At 53.0% G+C, this 15602-nt stretch carries 15 protein-coding genes and 1 pseudogene; 9 read left to right on the top strand and 7 right to left on the bottom strand.

Going from position 1 to position 15602, the window contains the following annotated elements; translation table 11 throughout:
- From INF68_RS03075 to INF68_RS03065, 3 genes and pseudogenes are all read left to right on the top strand, one after another.
- Window positions 1–2206: hypothetical protein (locus INF68_RS03075; protein WP_227412771.1), on the top strand; the 2206-nt coding region annotated here is incomplete at its 5' end.
- Between the two features lie 204 nt (window positions 2207–2410).
- Window positions 2411–2740: a hypothetical protein gene (locus INF68_RS03070; RefSeq protein ID WP_000140246.1), complete on the top strand. Its 330-nt coding sequence runs from the start codon at window positions 2411–2413 to the stop codon at window positions 2738–2740.
- Between the two features lie 114 nt (window positions 2741–2854).
- Window positions 2855–3862: pseudogene (locus INF68_RS03065) on the top strand (radical SAM protein); the annotation flags it as partial.
- An 84-nt stretch (window positions 3863–3946) separates the two neighbouring features.
- Here INF68_RS03065 and dkgA read toward each other — a convergent pair.
- Both dkgA and yqhD read right to left on the bottom strand, forming a co-directional pair.
- Complete coding sequence (gene dkgA / locus INF68_RS03060; protein ID WP_023309179.1) at window positions 3947–4774, bottom strand: 2,5-didehydrogluconate reductase DkgA; 828 nt, start codon at window positions 4772–4774, stop codon at window positions 3947–3949.
- 105 nt (window positions 4775–4879) lie between these two features.
- The gene (gene yqhD / locus INF68_RS03055) at window positions 4880–6043 is read right to left on the bottom strand and encodes an alcohol dehydrogenase (RefSeq protein ID WP_109845769.1); all 1164 of its coding nucleotides are present in this window, start codon (window positions 6041–6043) and stop codon (window positions 4880–4882) included.
- A 195-nt stretch (window positions 6044–6238) separates the two neighbouring features.
- On the opposite strand from yqhD, the gene INF68_RS03050 reads away from it, so the two are divergent.
- Window positions 6239–7138 carry an AraC family transcriptional regulator gene (locus INF68_RS03050; RefSeq protein WP_023309177.1) on the top strand — a complete coding sequence of 300 codons (900 nt, stop codon included), beginning with the start codon at window positions 6239–6241 and terminating at the stop codon, window positions 7136–7138.
- A gap of 45 nt (window positions 7139–7183) precedes the next feature.
- Here the strand turns inward: INF68_RS03050 and yghB are convergent, their stop codons facing one another.
- Window positions 7184–7843: a DedA family general envelope maintenance protein YghB gene (yghB, locus tag INF68_RS03045; RefSeq protein WP_023309176.1), complete on the bottom strand. Its 660-nt coding sequence runs from the start codon at window positions 7841–7843 to the stop codon at window positions 7184–7186.
- Window positions 7844–7986: 143 nt separating this feature from the next.
- A complete protein-coding gene (metC, locus tag INF68_RS03040; RefSeq protein ID WP_045403978.1) occupies window positions 7987–9174 on the bottom strand; it encodes a cystathionine beta-lyase in 1188 nt (395 codons plus the stop codon).
- 251 nt (window positions 9175–9425) lie between these two features.
- On the opposite strand from metC, the gene exbB reads away from it, so the two are divergent.
- Together exbB and exbD are read left to right on the top strand one after the other, a co-directional pair.
- Window positions 9426–10157, top strand: coding sequence for a tol-pal system-associated acyl-CoA thioesterase (gene exbB, locus INF68_RS03035; protein ID WP_023309174.1), 732 nt, complete (start codon window positions 9426–9428; stop codon window positions 10155–10157).
- Between the two features lie 4 nt (window positions 10158–10161).
- Complete coding sequence (gene exbD, locus INF68_RS03030) at window positions 10162–10587, top strand: TonB system transport protein ExbD (protein WP_023309173.1); 426 nt, start codon at window positions 10162–10164, stop codon at window positions 10585–10587.
- 42 nt (window positions 10588–10629) lie between these two features.
- On the opposite strand, the gene INF68_RS03025 is transcribed toward exbD, so the two are convergent.
- Window positions 10630–11079, bottom strand: coding sequence for a hypothetical protein (locus INF68_RS03025; RefSeq protein WP_023309172.1), 450 nt, complete (start codon window positions 11077–11079; stop codon window positions 10630–10632).
- Between the two features lies 1 nt (window position 11080).
- Window positions 11081–11485 (bottom strand): hypothetical protein, encoded by a 405-nt coding sequence (locus tag INF68_RS03020; RefSeq protein WP_126785784.1) that lies wholly within the window; start codon window positions 11483–11485, stop codon window positions 11081–11083.
- Between the two features lie 103 nt (window positions 11486–11588).
- On the opposite strand from INF68_RS03020, the gene INF68_RS03015 reads away from it, so the two are divergent.
- Together INF68_RS03015 and INF68_RS03010 are read left to right on the top strand one after the other, a co-directional pair.
- Entirely contained in the window at window positions 11589–12092 is a 504-nt protein-coding gene (locus INF68_RS03015; RefSeq protein ID WP_023309170.1) for an ESA_00282 family adhesion-associated protein, read from the top strand.
- An 81-nt stretch (window positions 12093–12173) separates the two neighbouring features.
- Complete coding sequence (locus INF68_RS03010) at window positions 12174–12662, top strand: TIGR00645 family protein (RefSeq protein WP_023309169.1); 489 nt, start codon at window positions 12174–12176, stop codon at window positions 12660–12662.
- A 118-nt stretch (window positions 12663–12780) separates the two neighbouring features.
- On the opposite strand, the gene INF68_RS03005 is transcribed toward INF68_RS03010, so the two are convergent.
- Window positions 12781–13821 carry an aldo/keto reductase gene (locus tag INF68_RS03005; protein WP_059445408.1) on the bottom strand — a complete coding sequence of 347 codons (1041 nt, stop codon included), beginning with the start codon at window positions 13819–13821 and terminating at the stop codon, window positions 12781–12783.
- A 230-nt stretch (window positions 13822–14051) separates the two neighbouring features.
- On the opposite strand from INF68_RS03005, the gene INF68_RS03000 reads away from it, so the two are divergent.
- Window positions 14052–15599: a methyl-accepting chemotaxis protein gene (locus INF68_RS03000; protein ID WP_126785785.1), complete on the top strand. Its 1548-nt coding sequence runs from the start codon at window positions 14052–14054 to the stop codon at window positions 15597–15599.
- The last annotated feature ends 3 nt before the right edge of the window (window positions 15600–15602 follow it).

Genomic DNA, 15602 nt, shown 5'->3' with positions numbered 1-15602 from the left:
AGTTTTTGTTGACCACTTCATAATGAAGAAGTTTGTTAATGATATTCATATTCTGAACCTTACCGTTCCTGCAACAGAAGATCATCGCCATATTCTTATTGCTCTCTACTTACTGGTGGTCAGATACGGGGAGCGAGATATTAAAGTATTACTTCGCGATCCCAAAGCTAGTCAGACCGAACCCGGTATTGCTCCGGATGATTTTGACGAGATGCTCTCGCTAACTTATCAACAAATATCCCGAATTTTTAATAACGATACAGAAAGATGGAGCGAATTTCTGATGAGCATCCACTATCAGTCCACGGTGGAGCTTGCCAGGAGCGAGTTGCTTGATACGCCTCTTAAAGACGCGATTGGTGCTATAAATATCCCACGGCTTGAAGAACTGACGGCCTTGTGGGGTTTCGCTGAAGCATGGCAGCGAGTGGCACCACATATTCAGATGCGAGACTGGCTGGTTTCTTATAGCCGGATGGATGAGAAGTGTCAGGCTCTCGCCGAACCGCAACTCAAAGTCGCAGTGCAAATGCTGAATCAGAGTTATGCTGTTTCACTCAGAGAAAAGAATGATGAAGGTTTCGTATTGAGTCTGCAGAAACTGATGGCTGACGGGCGGATAAGCCTAGAGCCTTTCGTCGAAAGGCAAATATCGTTTATTGTGAGTAAACTTGATGAAATTCAGGATTCAGAAAAATTGGAGGCTGAATCCACGCAGACGTTGCTGCAGGAAGCTGATTCATACTCTGTTCTGGCCGGTGAATCACTACTGAATAAAATGGAGAATTTTGTAGATGGCGTATTTTATGTGGAATACCTTGTCAATAATGAAGAGACCTTGTCAAACCTGAAAATTGGCACACTAGATATCGGAAATCACGGTCGGGAGGAGATGTTACGCTATGGAGCTGAGCAACCTCAGATAGACCTTTTTAATCCGGGAATTATCCGGCATATCAATATTGCATCGAAGGCGGTACAGAACGTAATTGGAAAGAATGATGGTACAGGTGGGGCTCAGGTTAGCTCTGCAATAATGACGCTTAAAAATCGTCAGGTTGTTGAGGACGTTATCCATTTCAGAAAAATTGTTCTGAGCCCGGACTGGAATAATAATGTTTTAAATCAATATTATCTTAATAATACGGCGACGAGGAATCTCTTCCCTGCGGAATTTGCTGCACAGGCTGTTGCTCACATGGTGCTCCATGGTAACTATGCCGGTATCGAGTCGTACAGTGAACATATTGGTGAGGAACGGTTTGACCTGGCTTTGGCTGCATATCTTCGTTATCTACGTACTGCCGAGAGTATCTTTATAGCACTTAAGGATAAAAATGTTCTGCCGTACATCAAAAATGCTGTTGGCAGGATTGTTGATTTAGGTCTTCTGGTGAATATACCTGTCCTGAGCTTTGTTAAAGGTCAGTATGACGTCATCAAAGAAGCTACAAATGCAACCTCTCTTTTAATATTTGTGCGAGAGCGTCAAAAAGCACTGTCAGAGAAAATAATTGAGTCTGATGTGAATGCTATGGGTCCAGTATTTCTCCATGACGTATATCAGTCAGGTGAGCAGTTTGATATTTTGAAGAAAAAGCTGAACGCCCTGGCATGTGGAGTATTTAGTTCTTCTGAAAGGCTTATTGAGTGTTTTACGGTTCTTCCTGTGAACATGCGCTTTATCCTTGAACAAATGCAACTTCAGGGGCAGCATATCCGGATGGAAGGTAGTGTGGGTATCTTTGCATCATGGTTCCGTGATGCAGAGCCAGACGTTGTCACAAATGCCGAGAACATTCATTTCCTGTGGTCTTGCCTCGACGATACCCAGAGAGAGACTGTACTTGATGAGTTGCACGATGTCTTACTTGAAAGACATATTCGTATTGACAGCCGTATTGCGATTATTACCCGTTTTCATAATGAGTTGTCGTTTATTGAACCTGAGAAGGCCGTTGAACGCAGGGCTATTGCGGCGCTGTTTAGCGCTTCTGTTGATAATGTATTATTGTCTCAATGGCTTGACCGTCAGACGTTTTCATTTTCATCATGGTCTCCGGAGGACGCCCGTACGGCAACGAGTTGTATAATGAATAACTCGGAGATTTTTCCTCTCATCTGCAGGAATTCACAGTATATTAAAAACAGAATGTTACCAGAGAAAGCGGACGTTACAGAAGATAGTGATACGTTTCCGGACTGAGTTCGTTCTTTAAATCCTATACCTGAAGACCACAGCGGTGGTCTTTGGGAGTTTTTTTATTGCCTGATATACATTAAGCATGTTATATCTTGCTAAGAAATAATCATTCAGGGATTAATCATAACTACTGAAGTTATGTTGTGTTCTTTTCTTTTAAAAATAAATTATTCAGATTTATTTTCTATTGATTTAATGAGGTAGGGAATGACAGAAAGTGCTTTGCTTTTGCGAGAGGCATTTAATGAATCGGTTAACTATATGACATGGTCTTTTTATTCACTGATAACTGCTTACGTTTCGATGGCTTTTTATGATAGAGTTGAGGTTAAGACCCGAATAAATAATTATCTGAATAAGTTACTTTTCGTGATTGCTATGTCCGTTTTTATCCCAAATATGTACTTTGTTTCAATGGTGTTCAGTCAGAAGTTAGGCACCGCAGCTGGCGTTGCGTCATTCATTATTGGGCTACTTTTCATGATGTTAAACTCGGCGCCTGTAATTACTGGTATCGTACAGCAGCGCAAAGATTGAGTTTTATGAGTATAGTCAGTTGGGTTTTCATCTGTTTTATCAGACTTAGAAAAATGAAATCTTTCAATTCATTGATTTTAAACGCAAAAAAATTTCTAAATGATCAGAATTATAGGGTGCTCGCTCTGCTCCATTACCGAGCACGAAGGCCGTATTATCCAGAGCCGCTCTGAAGATTCGATCATCAATGAGATCGAAGCGATTCGCGACTCGGTGCCGGGCTTTACCGGCGTGATTTCCGACCTTGGCGGCCCAACCGCGAACATGTACATGCTGCGCTGCAAGTCGCCGCGCGCGGAGCAAACCTGCCGTCGCCTCTCCTGCGTCTATCCGAGCATTTGCGAGCATATGGACACCAACCACGAGCCGACGATCAACCTCTACCGCCGCGCGCGCGACCTGAAGGGCATCAAGAAGATCCTGATCGCGTCCGGGGTACGTTACGACATCGCCGTGGAAGATCCGCGCTACATCAAAGAGCTGGCGACGCACCACGTCGGCGGCTATCTGAAGATTGCGCCGGAGCACACCGAGGAAGGCCCGCTGTCGAAAATGATGAAGCCGGGCATGGGCAGCTACGATCGCTTTAAAGAGCTGTTCGATACCTATTCAAAGCAGGCGGGTAAAGAGCAGTATCTGATCCCATACTTCATCTCCGCCCACCCGGGCACGCGCGATGAAGACATGGTGAACCTGGCGCTGTGGCTGAAGCAGCGTCGCTTCCGTCTGGATCAGGTGCAGAACTTCTATCCGTCACCGCTCGCCAACTCGACGACCATGTATTACACCGGCAAGAACCCGCTGAGTAAGATTGGCTACAAGAGTGAAGAGGTGGTGGTGCCGAAAGGGGATAAACAGCGTCGTCTGCATAAAGCGCTGCTGCGTTACCACGATCCGAAAAACTGGCCGCTGATCCGTCAGGCGCTGGAAGAGATGGGTAAAAAACACCTGATCGGCTCGCGCCGCGACTGTCTGGTACCGGCCCCGACGCTGGAGGAGATGCGCGAAGCGCGTCGCCAGAACCGCAATACGCGCCCGGCGCTGACCAAGCACACGCCGATTGTGCATCAGCGTTCGAACGGTAATTCGAGTGTGAAGAAGCCCGTGAAGCGCAAAGCGTAAATAAAAAACCCCGGCAAGCCGGGGTTTTTTATGTCGACACGTAGGCCGGGTAAGGCGAAGCCGCCACCCGGCTTTTTTACGCGACTACCCGCCAAACTGATCAGGGTCAGGGCCTAAACGTTTACCCTTATCCAGCTTCGCAATCTCACCCAGCTCTTCTTTGTCCAGACGGAAATCCCAGACGTCGAAGTTTTCGGCGATGCGCGACGGCGTGACCGATTTCGGAATGACCACCAGGCCGTTGTCCAGATGCCAGCGAATGACGATTTGCGCCGGGGTTTTACCGTATTTATCCGCCAGCTCACGGATAATCTTTTGATCGAATACCCCTTCGCCGCCCTGCGCCAGCGGGCTCCAGGACTCGGTCTGGATTTTATGCGTGGCGTTCCAGGCATGAAGCTGGCGCTGCTGCATCAGCGGGTGCAGCTCGATCTGGTTAATCACTGGCGCAACGCCAGTCTCGTCAATCAGCCGCTGCAGGTGATGAACCTGGAAATTACAGACGCCGATGCTTTTCACCAGCCCCTCTTTCTGCAGTTCAATCATCCCTTTCCAGGCGTCAACGTAGTGATCGATAGCCGGAACCGGCCAGTGCATCAGCCAGAGATCGACGAAATCGAGCTGGAGTTTCTCCAGGCTTTCCTCCAGCGCTTCGCGGGGCCGTTTTTGATCGTCGTTCCACAGTTTCGTGGTGATGAATAACTCATCGCGGGGGACGCCAGCGCTGGCCAGTGCCTTACCCACGCCGTCCTCGTTTTTATATGCGGCGGCGGTATCAATGGACCGATAGCCGACTTCCAGGGCTTTATGAATGGCGGAGACGACCTCGTCGTTACCGGCTTTCCATACACCTAGCCCCAGCTGGGGCATCACGTTGCCGTCCTGCAGCTTGATTACGGTTTGGTTTGCCATTTTTCCTCCTTCAGGTGCGCATCGCCGGAGGGTTCCTCCGGCGATGGGTTGTGCATTAAGTCTGGACGAAATGTCAAAAAACGAAAGTCGGGAGGGCAAAAACGCTTAGCGTGCCGCTTCGTAGATGCGACGGCTGACGTCCAGCGTAATGTCGCCGTGCTCGCCCAGGTGGGTCATGCCGTGTTCTTCGAGTTTCGCCAGCAGGGCAGGGATGGAGCTGCCGTCCAGACCGTAGCCAGAGAGACGCGTTGGCACGCCCAGACCTTCAAAGAAGCTGCGGGTCGCTTCGATGGCGGCATCAATACGCGCATCGTCAGAACCCTCGGTGATGTTCCACACGCGTTCTGCGTACTGCAGCAGTTTGGCACGCTTGGTGTCCCGTTTTTCGTTCCACAGCGCAGGCAGCACAACGGCCAGCGTTTGCGCGTGGTCCAGACCGTGCATCGCCGTCAGCTCGTGGCCCAGCATGTGGGTTGCCCAGTCCTGCGGTACGCCAGCGCCGATCAGGCCGTTCAGCGCCTGCGTTGCCGCCCACATGACGTTGGCACGCACGTCGTAATTTTCCGGCTCTTTCAGCGCTTTCGGACCTTCTTCGACGAGCGTCAGCAGAATGCCTTCCGCGAAGCGATCCTGAATTTTGGCATTCACCGGATACGTGACGTACTGCTCAACGGTGTGAACAAAGGCATCGACCACGCCGTTCGCCACCTGACGCGCAGGCAGGGTGTAGGTGTAAACCGGATCCAGGATCGCGAACACAGGTTGAACGTGTTCGTTCATGAAGGCCTGTTTGTCGCCGGTGGTTTTGCGGGAGATCACCGCGCCCTTGTTGGATTCAGAGCCGGTGGCCGGCAGGGTCAGCACGGAGCCCATCGGGATGGCGCTTTTAATGTCGCTGCCGCGAGTTTCCAGAATGTGCCACGGATCGATGCCGTCAGCATAGTGCGCTGCCGCCGCGATGAATTTGGTGCCGTCCAGCACGGAGCCGCCGCCGACGGCCAGCAGGAAGGTAATGTTTTCTTCGCGGGCGATTTTCACCGCGTTCATCAGCGTTTCGTAAGACGGGTTTGGCTCGATGCCGCCGAACTCACGCACGTCCAGACCGTTCAGGGCGCTGTAAACCTGATCCAGCACGCCGGTTTTTTTCACGCTGCCGCCACCGTAGGTGATCAGTACGCGGGCTTCAGCAGGGATCTGTGCGCGCAGATCGGCGATAGCGTCTTTACCAAACAGAATGCGGGTTGGGGTGTGAAGATTAAAGTTGTTCATTGCTCGTTCCCTTTAGTGGGTGAAAAACCGTGGTGGCGCAGAGGGCGACCTGATGCTGCACATTGTGGCCGTCCGGGGCTATCCTCTCAATGCACATTCCTGCCGATGTCTTGCCCATTTCTACAGAGCGCTGGAGAAAGCGCGGAAAACGACGCACACTGTCAACGTCGGAAACCGTACCCGGAGTAACGTAATATGAACCGTGAAGCGATCTGCCATCAGCTCACTGCGCAGATTAAAAGACTGATAGATAAAGAAAATGGTGTCAGCGATCTGCTTCCTGACATTCGCCTGCTTTATGGCACACAGCCCGGGACGCGCACGCCGGTCATGTACCAGCCGGGCATCGTTTTTCTCTTCTCGGGCCATAAAATTGGCTATATCAACGAGCGCGTGTTCCGCTACGACACCAATGAATATCTGCTCCTGACGGTACCTTTACCCTTCGAATGTGAAACCTTCGCGACAGAAGCCGTCCCGCTGGCCGGTATTCGCGTCAACGTCGATATTCTTCAGCTGCAGGAGCTGCTAATGGAGATTGGCGAAGATGAGTTCTTCCAGCCGTCTATGGCGTCGAGCGGGATTAACTCGGCGACGCTGTCGGAAGAGATCCTCTGCGCCATTGAACGTCTGCTGGACGTGATGGAAAGGCCGCTGGACGCGCGTATTCTGGGCAAGCAGATCGTCCGCGAAATTCTCTACCATGTGCTGCTGGGGCCGGGGGGCGGGGCGCTGCTGGCTCTGGTGAGCCGACAGACCCACTTCAGCCTGATAAGCCGCGTGCTCAAGCGCATTGAAAGCCAGTACACGGAGAACCTCAGCGTCGACCAGCTGGCGGCGGAAGCGAACATGAGCGTTTCGGCGTTTCATCATAACTTCAAGTCGGTGACCAGCACCTCGCCGCTGCAGTACCTTAAAACCTACCGGCTGCATAAGGCGCGGATGCTGATGATCCACGACGGCATGAAGGCCAGCGCGGCGGCAATGCGGGTGGGTTACGAGAGTGCGTCGCAGTTCAGTCGGGAGTTTAAGCGCTATTTCGGCGTCACGCCGGGAGAAGATGCATCACGCATCCGAACCATGCAGGGAGCTTAAGCTTTTTCCTCTCTCCCCTATGGGGAGAGGGTCAGGGTGAGGGGATCACGCGCTGCAGTACTTCTTCTTAATCACCACCGCGATGGTTCCCACCAGTCCTGCCACCAGCAGGAACATCGGCAGCACCATCAGGAAGGTCATCACCTGATCTTCATGGTGTTTCACAAAGGGGATCATATTCAGCGCATAGCCGAGCGTGGTGACTACACCCACCCACAGCAGAGCGCTCAGCCAGTTGAAGAACTGGAAGCGGCGGTTTGACAGACCGGAAATGCCCGCCATCGTAGGCAGAAGCGTGCGAACAAACGCGAGGAAACGCCCCGCCAGCAGGGCCAGCAGGCCATGCCTGTCGAACATGCAGGTCGCACGCTGATGATATTTATGCGGTAACTGCGCCAGCCAGCCTTTTACGACGCGGGTATTCCCAAGCCAGCGGCCCTGCAGATAGCTCAGCCAGCAGCCCAGGCTGGCTGCAGAGGTGAGAATAACCATCGTTGGCGTGAAGTCCATGACGCCTTTCCCGATTAATGCCCCGGCAAGTAAAAGCAGGCTGTCGCCGGGTAAAAACGAGGCTGGCAGTAATCCATTTTCCAGAAACAGTGTTGCGAACATCACGAGGTAAACGATACCGACGACGTGAGGATCCGCCAGCGCGGCAAAGTCGTGTTGCCAGAGCGCCGCGATAATATCTTGAATAACAGCCATGGACTTTCCTGTGGAACAGCAGATATAGCGCTATTGTACTCCCTTATTCGCCCGTCGGGTTTGATCCCGGGCGCAACTCATGCAGACTTTTCTCATCGCCGTGTCCACAAAAGCGTCCAGAGAGTACATTTTCAGCCAGCACTCTACACGATACGCTCGAACCCTGCTGCTAAATCGGCAATCAGATCGTCAACGTTTTCTAAACCGATATGCAGTCGAATCAGGGTACCGCTGAAGTCCACTTCACCGCCGGGACGCAGAGCCGCAACCTGTTCCGGCTGATTAGGCAGGATCAGGGATTCAAAACCGCCCCAGGAGTAGGCCATGCTGAAGAGGGTAAAATTATCCAGATAGCTCGCCAGCTCGTCGTTATTTAGCCGCTTTTTCAGTACGAACGAGAACAAACCGCTGCTGCCCGTAAAGTCACGCTGCCAAAATTCGTGGCCTTTACTGCCCGGTAGCGCGGGATGATTCACGCGCTCAACCTGCGGATGCTGCGCCAGCCATTCGGCCACCTTCAGGCTGCTTTCATGGTGCTGACGCAGGCGAACGCCCAGCGTGCGGAGTCCGCGGCTGGTCATGTAGGCCGTATCTGCATCCACCATCTGGCCCATCAGGTAGGCATTTTCACGCAGCTGATCCCAGCAGCGCGCGTTGGAAACCGCGGTGCCAATCATGCCGTCAGAGTGGCCTATCAGGTATTTCGTCGCCGCCTGAATCGATATATCAATGTCGAACTCCAGCGCTTTAAACAGCACGCCCGCCGCCCAGGTGTTGTCGATCATCACGATCGCCTCTGGGGCTTTGCTGCGCACGGCCTTCACGATAGCCGGCACGTCGTGAACTTCCATGGTGAGCGATCCCGGAGATTCCAGGAACACAATGCGCGTGTTTGGCTGAATAAGTTCGGCAATGCCTTCGCCAATCAGCGGGTCGAACCAGCCGGTCGTTACGCCGAGCTTGCTGAGGATTTTGGTGCAGAAGTCCTGGCTGGGCTCGTAGGCGGTGTTGGTCATCAGGATATGGTCGCCCTGTTCCACAAACGCCAGAATGGTGTTGGCGACCGCCGCCGCCCCGCACGGGAACAGCGCGCAGCCCGCGCCGCCTTCCAGTTCGCACATCGCTTCCTGAAGAGAGAAATGGGTTAGCGTGCCGCGACGGCCATAAAACAGCCCGCCTTTCGCGCGGTTGCGCGTGGCAATTTTTTTCTCCTCAACGGTATCAAACACCAGCGAGGAGGCTCGTTGAATCACGCTGTTGACCGATCCCTGCGTATATTTTTTGCTGCGTCCTGCCTGTACCAGCGTGGTATCAAGATGCTTCTTTGTCATGTTCGCTAACCCTGTTTTTATACGTCTGGACGTCCAGACTACCACGATTGGAAAAAACTGCACCCCGAGGCTTATCGAATAAGCAGAAAATATTAGCAAAAATTCGCATAAGAAATTTTTACTGCGTAAGCGCAAGGAAAGTGAGCGAAAATTACGGCACCATGCAAATACTAATGAGAACTACTATCAATTCGACGACGTTTTGATATTATTACGCTCAGATTTTGTGATTTGCGTCCTGGAGATACAGAGTGGGTAATAATTTGATGCAGACGGATCTCTCCGTTTGGGGCATGTATCAGCATGCTGACATCGTGGTTAAGATTGTGATGATCGGCCTGATTCTGGCGTCCGTTGTCACCTGGGCTATTTTCTTCAGCAAGAGCGCCGAGCTGCTTTCTCAGAAGCGCCGCCTTAAGCGGGAACAGCAGCAGCTGGCAGAAGCCCGCTCTCTGGATCAGGCTGCAGATATGACCTCATCCTTTCACGCGAAAAGCCTGACCACCCTGTTAGTGAATGAAGCACAGAACGAGCTGGAACTCTCCGCTGGCAGTGAAGATAACGAAGGCATCAAAGAACGTACCGGTTTCCGCCTGGAGCGTCGCGTTGCGGCTGTTGGCCGACACATGGGACGCGGCAATGGTTATCTGGCGACCATCGGCGCGATCTCACCGTTTATCGGTCTTTTCGGAACGGTCTGGGGCATCATGAACAGCTTTATCGGTATCGCGCAGACCCAAACCACCAACCTGGCGGTCGTGGCGCCGGGTATCGCAGAAGCGCTGTTGGCGACGGCAATCGGTCTGGTTGCCGCTATTCCGGCGGTGGTCATCTACAACATCTTCGCGCGTATGATTGGCAGCTACAAAGCCACGCTGGGTGACGTTGCCGCGCAGGTTCTGCTGCTGCAAAGCCGCGATCTCGACCTGAACGCCAGCTCGGTTAAGCCGGTGCACGCGGCGTCTAAACTGCGCGCAGGTTAAGAGTATGGCGATGCGTCTAAACGAAAATCTGGACGATAACGGCGAAATGCATGAAATCAACGTGACGCCGTTTATCGACGTCATGCTGGTTCTGCTGATTATCTTCATGGTGGCTGCGCCGCTGGCGACGGTGGATGTGAAGGTTAATCTGCCTGCCTCTTCCAGCCAGCCCCAGCCGCGCCCGGAGAAGCCTATCTACCTGTCGGTGAAGGCGGATAAATCCATGTTCCTCGGGAATGACCCGGTGACGGCCGACTCGGTCATCCCGGCGCTGGAGCAGCTTACGGGCGGTAAGAAAGACACCACGGTCTTCTTCCGTGCGGATAAAACCGTTGATTATGAAACCATGATGAAGGTAATGGACACGCTGCATCAGGCGGGTTACCTGAAGATTGGACTGGTCGGCGAAGAGAAAGCGGCCTCGAAGTGATAAAGAAGCTGGCGAAAGCCGGCTTTTTTTATGCCTGCCGGTTTATGCGTTTTTGCTATCCGTCGGTGCGGTAGAGGGGGTTGCCAGCGCGTCCTCATCAAGCGCAACGCAGGTGACGTTTGAGGTACGGTACTCACCGTCGGACAGCTTGCGCGTCAGACGCAGGGTGGCGATTTCTCTGGCAAGCAGATACTGATAATTGGCCTCAAGACGTCCCAGAAGCTTCTCTTTCAGCTCGGGACGCTGCTCTATGATGGCGTTCATCACGGCACCGTAAATTTCTTCTTTGACCTGTAGCGGATAAATTTCACGGCGATTCTGCCATTTCAGACGAACCAGCGTCGCCGGGATCGATACCAGGTCTTGCGTAATACGCGTCATCTCGTCATTTTTTGTGTTTCTCAGCGCGTCGAGATTTTGCTTTAAGATAAATTCATCACTTTTTTTATCTTCTAAAGTCAAATAAACGTCGTTGTTTTTAACTTCTTTCACGTTAATCTTCCTCCAGGCTATAAAAAATTGGGTTGTTTTTTTCGCGCGTAATTAAATTAAGCCAAATTTCATTGCCCGCTTCATTAATTTCTTCGGTTTTCTCGGCCATTATTTGACTTAGTTTCTGGGCATCTATTTCACCCTCGGCCTGCAGGTCATTCAGCAGGTGGACAAAGGCTTCAATTTTTATGGCGCGAAATAAGCGGTCTTTTATATGGCGATCGTGCTCTTCCAGCAACATATTTCGGGATTTGCCAGTTCGGGAAACACCAATTAATATATCGGGCTCGAAATCAGAGAGCTTTCTTTTCCCCTGAGTGAAACTGGCCTCTTTTTCTGCTTCCGTCGGTTGCTGTTCCACAGGCGTAATGTGGTACTTAGCCGGGACGAGATAGTCGGGCAGCATTTTTAATTTCCTTTATTTTCAACAGGGTGGGGTTGGTAAAGGCGTGAGATTCGTTGACAATATCATGAGGCAAATTTAAAATCAAAAAAAATGGAGCCTACCCATGAACAGCATCTTTTTTACGGTCATCACATTACTATTACTGACCGCTGGTGTGCTTTTATTGATGCAGGAGTTCAATAAAACGAAAGTGTCGAAAGACACCAGTGAACCCCCGCAACCTGAACTGATGACAAAAGAGGAAGGGGAAGACCATTTCTCTGTATTGATGAACTCCGTTACGCCTGTCTGGTACTGGCGGGTGAACCACGAATATATCGACTTTTTACACGCGACAATTAAGCGCATGAAAATGTCGGAAATTAATGACACGCCCGGACTGTTTGAGGCGCAGCGTCGCTGTAGCGATCTGAATTCAGCAGTCTATAAATATTATGACAATATTAAAAAGCGCTGCCTTAACGGCGAGAAGGTCTCTTATTCCGATCTGGACGTATTAAATTTGCGCCAGTGTTTTCGCGAGTTCAGTCTGGAAGCCTATCCTGAACTGGTGGCGCTTGTCTGGCCGGAGTACGCACGTCCCGAGGTTAACCCAGACAACGTCTGAGTGACGTACCGTTGAGTTATTGCAAACAGCCAGCGCCGTTGAGATATACTGGGCGCTGGTTTCTTTTGCAAACAGGACTTTATGGAACGCTTTTTTGAAAATGCCATGTACGCCTCTCGCTGGATACTGGCCCCCGTCTATTTTGGCCTCTCGCTGGCACTTATCGCGCTGACGATTAAGTTCTTTCAGGAAATCTGGCATGTTCTGCCGAACATTTTTTCTATTGCCGAAGCGGATTTGATTCTGGTACTGCTGTCGCTGGTGGATATGACCCTGGTGGGCGGGCTGCTGGTGATGGTGATGTTCTCCGGCTACGAGAATTTTGTCTCCCAGCTCGATATCGACGAGCGTAAAGAGAAGCTCAGCTGGCTGGGCAAAATGGATGCTTCGTCGCTGAAGAATAAAGTGGCCGCGTCGATTGTGGCAATCTCCTCTATCCACCTGCTACGCGTGTTTATGGACGCGAAGAACGTGCCGGATAACAAACTGATGTGGTACGTCATCATCCACCTGACGTTTGTGCTGTCTGCGTTTGTGATGGGGTATCTGGATAAGATCAGTAAGAAGTAAAGTACATCTAATACCCCTCACCCCGCCCTTTCCCCAAAGGGGAGAAAAGCCGTACCGAGCAGTCCCCTCTCCCCTTTGGGGAGAGGGTTAGGGTGAGGGGGGAAGGCATCAGACCGCACTATTTATCCGACGACGCCTGCCACAGATTCAACTCCCCATCCGCAACATGCTGGTCAATCCGCTTGAGTTCGTCCTCCGTAAAGCGCAGGTTTTCCAGCGCCTGAACATTTTCTTCCAGCTGTTCCGGGCGGCTTGCGCCAATCAGCACGGACGTCACGCGCGCATCTTTCAGCAGCCAGCTTAGCGCCATCTGCGCCATCGTTTGTCCGCGCGCCTGCGCCATCTCATTCAGCAGGCGAAGGCTGCTCAGGTTGGCGTCGGTCAGCATCTTCTGCGTCAGGCCGCGCGCTTTATTCCCTTCGCGCTGCATGCGTGAACCTTCAGGAATACCGTTCAGGTATTTTCCGGTCAGCAGCCCCTGCGCCAGCGGGGTAAAGGCGATACACCCCGTACCGTTTGCTTCCAGCGCATCCAGCAGGCCGGTCTTATCGACCCAGCGGTTAAGCAGGTTATAGGACGGCTGGTGGATCAGCAGCGGGATCTTCCACTCGCGCAGCAGCTCGGCCATTTTCTGCGTGCGATCGGTCGAGTAGGAGGAAATGCCGACATACAGCGCTTTCCCACTCTGCACGGCGTGGGCCAGCGCGGAGGCCGTCTCTTCCATCGGCGTGTTTTCATCCACGCGGTGGGAGTAGAAAATATCCACGTAGTCGACGCCCAGACGCTGCAGGCTCTGGTCGAGGCTGGCGAGCAGATATTTGCGTGAACCGCCCGAACCGTACGGCCCCGGCCACATGTCGTAACCCGCCTTGGTGGAGATAATCAGCTCGTCGCGGTACGCGGCAAAGTCCTCACGCAGCAGGCGGCCGAAATTCTCCTCCGCGCTGCCCGGCGGCGGGCCATAGTTATTGGCGAGATCGAAATGGGTGATGCCGAGGTCGAAGGCTTTTCGCAGCAGCGCGCGCTGGGCGTCAAGAGGCTGGACATGGCCGAAACTATGCCACAGCCCCAGCGACAGCGCGGGCAGGCGCAGGCCACTTTTACCGCAATAACGATATTGCATACTCTCATAGCGGCCAGGGTAAGGGTGCCAGGACATGATGTCTCCTTTCTTATTGATGAATTTTTCGAAACAACGTTTTCATCTGAAATTACCACATCGCAAATGACATCCCTAAGCTCGGGACTAATGATTAATGACTGCTGTGCGACCAGTGAAGCCACGCTAATTAAAAATGATCACAAAACGTTATAATTTCCCTCTTTCCTGCCGATAACGAGAGTAGTACTCGCCTCTGGGCGAACTCACCCTCACGGCAAGGAAGACTTATGAATATGCTCCGTAATTTCACGATCCGTTTCGTCATGCTGACGATTCTCGGGATCTTTTGTTTAATGTGGGCGGGCGTTGGGTTGTACAGCACCTGGTCCCTTTCTCGCGTATCAGATGGCAATGAAGTCGACCGCCAGCTGGTTAAACAGATGACGGTACTCAGCCAGGGTAACGATCAATATTTCCGCTTTGTGACCCGTCTGAGCCGCGCAATGGAAGTCAAAGCCGCAGGCGGCACGCCGGATCTGTCCTCTGCCCAACAGGCGCTGGATAACATGGGCAAGAAACTGGCCGAGATGAAAGCGATCTCCCCAGGCCCGATGGACGAGCAGGTCTCTTCCCGGGTGATCGGCTCCTGGCAGGCGCTGCTCGAACAGGGCGTCACGCCGCAAATGCAGCAGGCGAAGCAGGGGGCTCTGGAGGGGTATCGCCAGCAGGCCAACAACGTCACGCCGCCACTGAGCCGTGCGTTCGGCGCGGCCGCTGAGGAGTTCAACAATGCCGCCGCGAAGTCGCTCGACAGCACCCGCGTGGTGGTGGACGGCCTGACAAGCATGACCCGCACGGTGATTATCGTCGCCACGATTATCGGCCTGCTGATCCTGCTCTTCACCGACCGCTACCTGGTGGCGATGCTGGTCAAACCGCTGGACCGCATTCGCCTGCAGTTCCGACAGATTGCCCAGGGCGATCTCAGCCAGCCCATTGAGCCGTTCGGCCGCAACTGCGTGGGGCAGCTGGTGCCGCTGCTGAGCGCGATGCAGGACAGCCTGCGCGAAGCGGTCAGTACGATTCGCTCCGGCAGTGAAAACATCTGGCGCGGCGCGACGGAAATCTCCAGCGGTAACAACGACCTCTCTTCCCGTACCGAAGAGCAGGCGGCTGCGCTGGAAGAGACGGCAGCCAGTATGGAACAGCTGACCGCCACGGTAAAATTGAACGCGGAAAGCGCGCGTCAGGCCAGCCAGCTGGCTGATGTGGCCTCAACTACCGCCAGCCGCGGCGGCTCGCTGGTGGAAGAGGTGGTGACCACCATGAGCGGTATTTCGGAAAGCTCGAAGAAAATTGCTGAAATCACCAACGTGATCAACAGCATTGCCTTCCAGACCAATATTCTGGCACTCAATGCGGCGGTTGAAGCGGCGCGCGCGGGTGAACAGGGGCGTGGTTTCGCGGTGGTGGCAGGTGAAGTTCGTAACCTGGCAAGCCGCAGCGCCAACGCGGCTAAAGAGATTGAGGGGCTGATTACCGATTCCGTTTCCCGCGTAGAGCAGGGGGCGCAGCTGGTGAGCGACACCGGCACCACCATGGATGCGATTTTGCGCGATGTGACGGAAGTGACAACCATCATGAAGCAAATCGCTTCTGCCTCTGAGGAGCAAAGCAAGGGTATTTCGCAGGTCGGGATTGCCATTACCCAGATGGACGGCGTTACCCAGCAAAACGCCTCGCTGGTTGAAGAGGTTTCTGCGGCAGCGGCGGCGCTGGAGCGCCAGACCGAAGATCTTCAGCGCTCGGTGCAGAAGTTCCGCCTGACGGCATAACGC

Source organism: Enterobacter cloacae complex sp. P16RS2, assembly GCF_014982155.1.
GTDB lineage: Bacteria > Pseudomonadota > Gammaproteobacteria > Enterobacterales > Enterobacteriaceae > Enterobacter > Enterobacter cloacae_M.
The sequence above is the reverse complement of the archived record's forward strand: the minus strand, read 5'-3'. Positions and strand labels throughout refer to the sequence as shown.

Coding starts and splice junctions, on each gene's coding strand:
- yghB (WP_023309176.1), bottom strand. CDS start 7,843: ATGGCTGTTATTCAAGATATTATCGCGGCGCTCTGGCAACACGACTTT.
- yqhD (WP_109845769.1), bottom strand. CDS start 6,043: ATGAACAACTTTAATCTTCACACCCCAACCCGCATTCTGTTTGGTAAA.
- INF68_RS03050 (WP_023309177.1), top strand. CDS start 6,239: ATGAACCGTGAAGCGATCTGCCATCAGCTCACTGCGCAGATTAAAAGA.
- exbD (WP_023309173.1), top strand. CDS start 10,162: ATGGCGATGCGTCTAAACGAAAATCTGGACGATAACGGCGAAATGCAT.
- INF68_RS03070 (WP_000140246.1), top strand. CDS start 2,411: ATGACAGAAAGTGCTTTGCTTTTGCGAGAGGCATTTAATGAATCGGTT.
- INF68_RS03015 (WP_023309170.1), top strand. CDS start 11,589: ATGAACAGCATCTTTTTTACGGTCATCACATTACTATTACTGACCGCT.
- INF68_RS03000 (WP_126785785.1), top strand. CDS start 14,052: ATGAATATGCTCCGTAATTTCACGATCCGTTTCGTCATGCTGACGATT.
- INF68_RS03005 (WP_059445408.1), bottom strand. CDS start 13,821: ATGTCCTGGCACCCTTACCCTGGCCGCTATGAGAGTATGCAATATCGT.
- dkgA (WP_023309179.1), bottom strand. CDS start 4,774: ATGGCAAACCAAACCGTAATCAAGCTGCAGGACGGCAACGTGATGCCC.
- INF68_RS03010 (WP_023309169.1), top strand. CDS start 12,174: ATGGAACGCTTTTTTGAAAATGCCATGTACGCCTCTCGCTGGATACTG.
- metC (WP_045403978.1), bottom strand. CDS start 9,174: ATGACAAAGAAGCATCTTGATACCACGCTGGTACAGGCAGGACGCAGC.
- INF68_RS03020 (WP_126785784.1), bottom strand. CDS start 11,485: ATGCTGCCCGACTATCTCGTCCCGGCTAAGTACCACATTACGCCTGTG.